The 7,559-nt window shown below is 60.3% G+C and carries 5 protein-coding genes; all 5 read right to left on the reverse strand.

Going from position 1 to position 7,559, the window contains the following annotated elements; genetic code table 11:
- Nucleotides 1–154 precede the first annotated feature (154 nt).
- Nucleotides 155–2,488, reverse strand: a complete 2,334-nt coding sequence (locus VJ923_RS02120) for an InlB B-repeat-containing protein (RefSeq protein ID WP_326438057.1) — start codon at nucleotides 2,486–2,488, stop codon at nucleotides 155–157.
- A gap of 219 nt (nucleotides 2,489–2,707) precedes the next feature.
- On the reverse strand, nucleotides 2,708–3,541 hold the full coding sequence (locus VJ923_RS02125) for a TIGR04282 family arsenosugar biosynthesis glycosyltransferase (RefSeq protein WP_326438059.1): 834 nt from the start codon (nucleotides 3,539–3,541) through the stop codon (nucleotides 2,708–2,710).
- A 50-nt stretch (nucleotides 3,542–3,591) separates the two neighbouring features.
- Complete coding sequence (gene dcm, locus VJ923_RS02130; protein ID WP_326438061.1) at nucleotides 3,592–4,860, reverse strand: DNA (cytosine-5-)-methyltransferase; 1,269 nt, start codon at nucleotides 4,858–4,860, stop codon at nucleotides 3,592–3,594.
- A gap of 137 nt (nucleotides 4,861–4,997) precedes the next feature.
- Nucleotides 4,998–6,482: a Sau3AI family type II restriction endonuclease gene (locus VJ923_RS02135; RefSeq protein ID WP_326438063.1), complete on the reverse strand. Its 1,485-nt coding sequence runs from the start codon at nucleotides 6,480–6,482 to the stop codon at nucleotides 4,998–5,000.
- A gap of 38 nt (nucleotides 6,483–6,520) precedes the next feature.
- On the reverse strand, nucleotides 6,521–7,294 hold the full coding sequence (locus tag VJ923_RS02140; RefSeq protein ID WP_326438065.1) for a hypothetical protein: 774 nt from the start codon (nucleotides 7,292–7,294) through the stop codon (nucleotides 6,521–6,523).
- Nucleotides 7,295–7,559 lie beyond the last annotated feature (265 nt).

Here is a 7,559-nt window from a genome sequence, read left to right on the forward strand (position 1 = left end):
CGCTCGGCGAGCTGGACAGCTCGAGCCGCTCGCTGCTTGCCGCCGTGCTCGCCCAAACGCTCGTGGCCGTGGAGCGCAACGACCCCAGCGAAGAGCGGCGCCCGACACGAGAAGAGTCCGACGCCGCTCTGTAAGGAGGTTCGGGGCGTATCGGCTATCGCCCGAGGCGACGGCGCGCTCCCCAGGCCACACAACCAGCGATCAGCGCGGTTACCGCAAGGGCACCCATCGCCACACCCCGCTCATCGCCGGTGGCGGGCACGGTCTTGGAGCGGGCGGTCGTCGTGCCGCGGCCGCGATAGGCCGACGGGGTCTTGTGGGTCGTGGCGCTTGCGCCCACGCCTGCGGCACTGTCGTCCCCTCCCTTCTCGTGGGAGTCCGGCTCGCCCGGGTTCGCCGTCGCCCCCTCGTCGCCCGGCTGGTCGGAATCGGCCGGCGTGCCGGGGGTGTCCGGATCGTCAGGGTTTTCGGGAACGTTCGGGTCGTCGGGGTTGTCGGGGCTGTCGGGACCATCCGGCTCGTCCGCCACGAAATGGGCGATGAACAGCGTCGGCGCATACGTCACACGCGCGCCGTCCCCGTGGTTGAGTGCCTCGCGCATCTCGTCGGCCGTCAGCGTGGCCTTATCGCTCACCAGCGCATCGCCCTCGTACCAACCGGCGAAATGATAGCCGGGCTTGGCCTCGGCCGTGCGGTCCGTTAAGCCCTCGGCCGTGTCGGCATTCACGATCTCGTAGTTCTGGCCCACGGTGCCGCCCGTCTCGGGATAGACGCCGTACAGCACGTAGGTGGTCTCACTGGGCAGCGCGCCCGTACGCACGGCGGCCCCGACCACCTGCTCGGGCACGGCAAGGGCCCCTCCGCGCCCGTCGTAGGCCTTGGCGCTCACCGCCGCCTCGTTAATCACAAACCCGCGGGCCGCGTCATCGGCGGTGACGGTGTACGCGTATTCCACGCTTCCGCTCTGTCCGGGCGTCAGCGCCGCCAGGGTGTGCTCGCCGCTCAGCGTGTCGGCCACGACAAGAGACTCGAGCACGGTGTTGCCCGTGTTCGTCACTTCCACACGGTAGTTCACCGTCTCGCCTTCCACGAAATATTCGCCGTTGGACGGGGCGTTCAGGACCGCCTTCGAGGCGGTCATCGATGCCGTAGCCCGCACGAAGCGCGCGGTGTACGTTGTGGCTGCGAAGGCGCCCTGCAGGCGGTTTGCCGTCCGCACGATGGCGGCGTCATCGAGGTCGGGGTTCTCGGCCACCCGCTCTTGGCCCTTGTACCAGCCCTGGAACAGATAGCCCGCCGCCGGCTCGGCGCTGCTTCCCGTAATGCCGTCGCCATCGTAGGCGCGCACGGTGTTGAGCGCCTGAGTGAGCGCGCCCCCATCGGCCGGCTCGGCTTGGTACCGAATGTCGACAGAGCGCGGGGCCCACACCGCGTAGAGATGTTTGTCCGCCGCAGGCATGATGAAGGTTGCCCACTGGCCTGCCGGATAGTCGGGCTTTTCCGCCGTGGCGCTATCCGCCCATCCCAAAAAGTCGTAGCCAGGACGGGTCGGCATCGTAGAGAAATCCACCTTCACCGGCGTTTTCTCGAAATAGGACTGTGCTGGCGGCACATCGGAGTAGCCGCCGTTGGGGTTGTAGTAGACCAGGTACTCGGCTTTGGGCACGATGACCCCGTCCACGTTCCACGCACCGCCGCCGTACTCGCGGGACTTGATGACGTACCAAACGACCTTCTCGGTATCGGGGTTGTACCCAAGCCCGTCGATCTTCGCGTCGGCCAGCACCTGGGACAGCTCTTCGGCTGTAGGCGACTTCTGCAGATTGAGCGCAACGACGTCGGGGTTGTTGGTCACCGCCACCGGCTGGCGCAGCATTCCCTGCAAGGCCGTGCCCGAACCGCGCGGGACGTAGGCCGACTGCTGCCCTTGGGACGGCTCGAAGGGGATGGTGCCGTCGGCGCGAAGGTAGAAGTAGGCCGTAACGCCCGAGGTCGCATCGCCTGAGGGCAGCCATATGGCGTACACGTCGGCGTCCCTGTCCAGCGCGGCCGTATGATTGGCGTTATCAGGGAAAATCACTTCCTGGGAATAGACGTTCGTGCGGCCGCTCTTGTCGGTGGACCAGCCGACGAAGGTGGCGCCGGACGGGGCCGTAAATCCAATGTCCGCGGGGTCGGGCAGGGTAATGGTGCCCGTGTCGGTCGTGATGATGTAGGGCTCGCCCTGGCCGCCGTTGGGCCGCAGGGTCACCTGGTGCGTTTGGAAGTCCACCGTGGAAAACTCGTCGAACTCGTTTTCGATGGCGGGGTCTTCAGGACCGCGCGACCCGACGCCCTCGGCCAGCGCCGGAACGATGGGGGCCAGGCCGACGCCCAAGACGAGGGCCAGCGCGCCGGTTAGCAGGCGCCGCAGGCGGGCGCCCTTCTGCTTCGGAGAAATCTGCATCGCGCGATTGGCGCGGTTGGAGCGTTTCGCAGTGCTGCTCATGGTAATGCACCCTCCTTTTCCGAGCACTACCATAGCAGCCTCAATGCGCGATGCCGCTGCCGCGCGCAGACCGTAAAGGCCGTGGGCACGGACCGTTTCTCCCCTGTTGGTTCCGCCCCGCCATTCCCTTATTTTCACGGAAGCGTTGCCGGAATACGCAGGGACGCTTTGAGCGAGATTCGCTTTTGCACTTACGGGGACGGCCGCAGGGGCGGCGGGCTACCCGTCGATGATGCTGCGCGGGTCGATGAGGTTGTTCGGCGAGACGCGAACCTGGTCGCAGCCCATGTCCTTGAGCATTTGGGCTGTGCGCCGGGGCGGCATAGTGCCGTCGAAGGGCGCGCAATACCTAAGCGCCTGAACGAGCGTGATGTTGTGGCGCAGGTCGGCCATGGTGTCCACATCGGGCACCGGCGGCAGGTACCGCGCGGGAAGACCGAGGCTTTGGGCCTTCTCGATATAAGCGGGCAGCACCGTAAGACCGTAGGGGTTGTAGAACACGCCGGTGTGATCGAAGTCGGTCTCGCGCGTCCAGCCGATAATGCTGACGCCCATCTCCTGGTCGGGCGCGAGCACGATGCCGCCGCGCTCGGCATCCCGCAGCTCATGAAGCGCGTCGAATCCCCGAATAACATCGCCTTCCGTGAGTGCCGGCATGTCGGCGCCCATGGAAAGGATGAGGTCGGTGCCCGCTGCGAAGCACTGGGCGAAGGCGTCGTTGTAGTGCTCGTCGAACGAGACGCCCGCGTCCGTCGCGAACCGCAGGCGCTCGTCTTCGAAACCCGCCTCGGCGAACAGGGCCCCCATAGCCTCGAGGTTTTTGGCGGGCGCCGTTGAAGTCACCAATTCGAACACCTCGCCGGGATAGCGCGCCTCAAGCTTATTGAAAGCAGCAAGTATGATGTCGGCCACATCGAGCAGCATCGCCTGGTACAGCGCCGCTGCCGTCTCCGGCGCGAACATGCCGTCCTTCAGCACCGTAAGGCGCGTCTTCACCAGCCCTACTTCGGGCAACTTGCTGAACAGCAGCAGCGTATTCTTAATCGGTTCCATAGCCATCCTCTCTCTCAAGAGAACTATACCGCAAGCGCGCTCGTAGCGGGCTAAAGGCTTTCCTGAAAGTGCCTGCGAGAAAGCACCTTGCCAATTGCATGGGGAATTCTCACCACGAGGGCGTTGCCCATGCAGAAGGCGCGCTGGCCGTCGGTCATTCCCGTATCCGTCCAGCCCTTGGGGAAGTCTTGCAGCTGATCAAGCTCATCGGGCACAAGTCTGCGATAGCGGCCGTCTATTTCAACGATATGCTTGAAGCGAGAAGCGCCCGAACCGCCTTCGCCGGTGAGGATAGTGCGCGAGGGGTTCGTCAGCAAATCGGGAAAGGCCATGGAACCCTCGGTATACCAGTACGTAAACCCCGTCCGCTTATCGACGCGCTCCTCGCGCTTCGATCCCTTTAGGTACTTCCACTTGTCGAGTTTTTCGTCTTCAACGAAAAACTCTTCAGGCACTTCACCTTCGGGAACAATCACGTCGCCCAGCTTACCCAAATCCCCCTCGTAAGCGGATTGCGCGTCAACCGTGACTACATGAAAGTCTTGCATCACGCCATTCGTCAGAAAGGGCGACTTCTTGCCATTCAGGTTAAAGCTCTGAGTGGCCTCATACGGATCGTCAGGTATATCGAATGAGCTCATCGCACTGAAATCCTTGATGGGCAGCGCCTCGGCCAGCACGCCGTCTTCCAGCCGCGCCTCAAGGTCCCATGTCTCGTGAGTCTTCTCGGCATACAGGTACACGCGCTTTCGTCTCTGCGACGCACCGTATTCCGCGCTGTTCACCACATGCCATTCCACGGAATACCCCAAATCGCCAAAGCAGGACAGCATGATGGCAAAATCGCGCCCGCGTTGCGAGGCGGGGCTCTTCAAAAGACGGTCGACATTTTCGAGAATGACGTACTTGGGCTCTTTCAAATGCAGGAGCCGATAGATATCCCACCACAAGACACCTTTTTTGCCGTCGATGCCGCCCGATTTCGAGAGCGGCTTGGCAACGGAGTAATCTTGGCAGGGAAAGCCGCCGACGAGCAGCTGGAAATCGGGGATGTCCACTCTGCCGGCTTCGTAGTCGTCTAAGACCTTATTGATATCCTCGTTGACGCACGAGCCCTCGCCAAACCGCGCCTCGTAGCACCGCCAGGCAAACTGCTTGGTCTTAGTTCCGGGCGGTTCCCATTGATTGGCCCAAACGGTTTCGAAACGCCCGGAAGGCGCCCTGTTGAACTGCGGGTATTCTTCGCTTTCGTAGCCCTCGAGCGCAAGGCGAAAGCCACCCACGCCGGCGAAAAGCTCGGCCACTGCAATAGATTCCATGACACGTTTCTCCTTTGCTGCTGTGTCATCAGTGGCGTCTATTCTATCCGATCATTCTTGCTTTTGGAAGATCGGTCGGCCGATGAAATCGGTCTATGTCTTGGGAGCTCCGAATACTGGACAGTCAGGAAGATTTTCTAGCTGATCTCGCCATCTCCCTCATGGTCTCCGCTGAGGCTGACGATTCCGTAGACATAGGTGTTGTTCAGCCAGAAGCTCTGCTGGGTCATGATTCGGCCGTCGGGCAGCTCGTCGCCATCGCGCTCGATGTCCCCTATTTCGAAGCCGCCCTCAAGCTTGTAGGCCCTCTTCGAAGTATGCGGCCGCACGTGCGCAATCGACCCCTTGTCCGTTTTCTTCGGAAGGTTGTTCTTGATAACGACCTCTCCGTTTTTTCGAATGGCGATCTCCAGTTCGACGCCGCGCGACACAACCTCTTTCGTTCGCTCCCAACAATCCCTCAAAGGCCCTTCGATATCCCGCATGGGCATCGACCAGAAGCGCGCGCCCTCCAAACACAGGCCTTCCGATGTCTTGAGAAACGAGACGAACAAGAACCGCGTTTCTTCGAAGTAGGCCTTAAGCGCAGAGTCGTCCCACTCCTGGTTGGCGATATCGCAGAATTTAAACGTGTCGAGCGAGAGCGACTCGACAATCGCGCCCCGCTCTTCAACCCGCACGGTTCGCACCGAGACGTTGGCCTTCTCGAACTCTTCGGCCCGCTCGCCCCTCAGCCCGAGAAGCGAATACACAATGCGAACCCACTGAGCCTTATTGCCCGTGTACTCCAGTCCCAGCATGTCGCACAACGCTCGATCCGTTTTTCCGAAATGAGGCTGCAGCAGCGACAAGACGTACTCTTCGAAGGTCATTTCATCCAGCACATCTGCGCTGGGAACGATAGGCTCCGCAGGCTGCTGACCCGGCATCATGGCGGAGTGCAGAAGGTAGTCCATATAAGAACGCTTGAAGCAAAACGCCCGCTTCTTCGCCGGAGTGTGCGGCGGGTAAAACTGGTCGACCCACATCGTTGCTTCGCTGGCGCCCTTGGTGCAGGCGCCCAGATACGAAGTCATCCCCTCCGACAGCTCTTCAGCTTTTCCCGCCTTAACCAACGAGGCAATTTTGTCGTAGTCCTCGCGAATGATTTTCAAATCTTCTTCCGAGGGCGTGATGAGTTTCACGTACCGAATGACCTGGTCATAGCTGTCGATGCTGCGGTCTCGCTCATAGTAGACCAGCAGAATCTTCTCGCTTTTGCGCCATACGTGCGACGCGAAAAAGTCGTCGGCGATGGGACCGCCCATGGGAATCATGGTGAGCACCAGGCGCTCGCCGGCGGAATAGTCCCCGTTTTTCTTCACGTCGAAGCACGAAGCCTTGAGCTCGACCCCCGCCTCGGGAAAATCGGGCTCCTGGTCGCTGTTGGCTTTGTATCCGAAAAAGCGCTCTTCGATAAGCGTGCCCATGCCGCCTTTGTAGCGCCTGTTGTTGTACTCACGCGCCACGCCCTCGGGCACGATGCCCAAATCGAGCACCTCCCGAAACGTCATGCCCTCGAGCCGCTTCGCATAGCGCTCGATCGATGCGGGGTCGGACGGATCGAATGCTATGTCTGCCATCGTTCTCACCCTTGCTGTCGCCTTGCCGAACCAAAAGGTCAGTCGTCCCAGCGCGTTACCGCCCATTCAATCCGAGCCGGATCGCTTGAATAAGTCATTTGTTTAATTTTAAAGGCACGAAACGCCAACTCCCTTAAATCCTTCTTCGGAATAAGCAAATTGACCGGCTCTTCCTTCAATGACTTTGAGAAGATGACTCGAAATTTACCTATGCGATTGGACTGACATCCACTTGTTCTCATCTGCTTTGCCTTAGTTAAAAGCGCATCCTTAATAACCGCCTCAGAATGCTCGGTCTCCTCGCCAAATAGCTCTCGATCGATGTGCTCCAGAAGACGCCGAACTTCAACTATGGCCACTTCCAAAACACCGATATCCCCAATTTCCCGAATGCGATAGTACGGGACGCCGGGCTCGCGCTGCAGCTCCCTTCTAACCACGGGAATCCAGCAGTAGAGGTAGACATCACTGCGCTTTCTCGTGTCGACGAACCATCCTGGCTTTAACTCGCGTTTGTCATTTCGATACAGAAGCTCGTGGGCGAAGGTGCCAAGCGGTAGCCCGCTCTTAGCCCGAGGCCCCGCGCTATCGACGGCGGACTTTACCTCCACTAAACATTCCCGATTCTTGCCGGGAAATACCACGATATCGGCACCGGCATATTGCAGCGATGAGTCTTTTGGGTACTCGACAAAGCACACGTCTTCGTTGTCGGAATAGCCCAAGCCGTCGTCAGAAAGAAATACGCACTCGTACACAAGTCGCGCAACGGCATCTCCCCTGCTCAAATCGCTTCCAAAATCGTTAAACAAACGGCGCTTCCTTTCGCAACGCAAGATATCGGATGCGATTAAGCGTAGCACGACGAAACCCTTGCCTCAACTCTCTCTTGGATGAGTCGATATGCTACAAGCTGCGGGGCATCTCGCAAGCAAAGTTGGGCGCGCTTTAGATGTGGAGCGCAAGGGGGGTGTTCCTATAGTTTTGTCAACTGATTTCCTCGATTGATTTTCACCAAGAAGGCAATGCTGGCGCAGGACCCACGAGCCCTGCGCTTTTCTATGGGGGAGGGCCGGC

This window comes from Adlercreutzia shanghongiae, from assembly GCF_035830635.1.
GTDB classification, from domain to species: Bacteria; Actinomycetota; Coriobacteriia; order Coriobacteriales; family Eggerthellaceae; genus Adlercreutzia; species Adlercreutzia shanghongiae.

What these genes read in the sequence shown, in the direction of transcription:
- VJ923_RS02135 (WP_326438063.1), bottom strand. Translation starts at nt 6,482, where the DNA reads ATGGCAGACATAGCATTCGATCCGTCCGACCCCGCATCGATCGAGCGC.
- VJ923_RS02125 (WP_326438059.1), bottom strand. Translation starts at nt 3,541, where the DNA reads ATGGAACCGATTAAGAATACGCTGCTGCTGTTCAGCAAGTTGCCCGAA.
- dcm (WP_326438061.1), bottom strand. Translation starts at nt 4,860, where the DNA reads ATGGAATCTATTGCAGTGGCCGAGCTTTTCGCCGGCGTGGGTGGCTTT.
- VJ923_RS02120 (WP_326438057.1), bottom strand. Translation starts at nt 2,488, where the DNA reads ATGAGCAGCACTGCGAAACGCTCCAACCGCGCCAATCGCGCGATGCAG.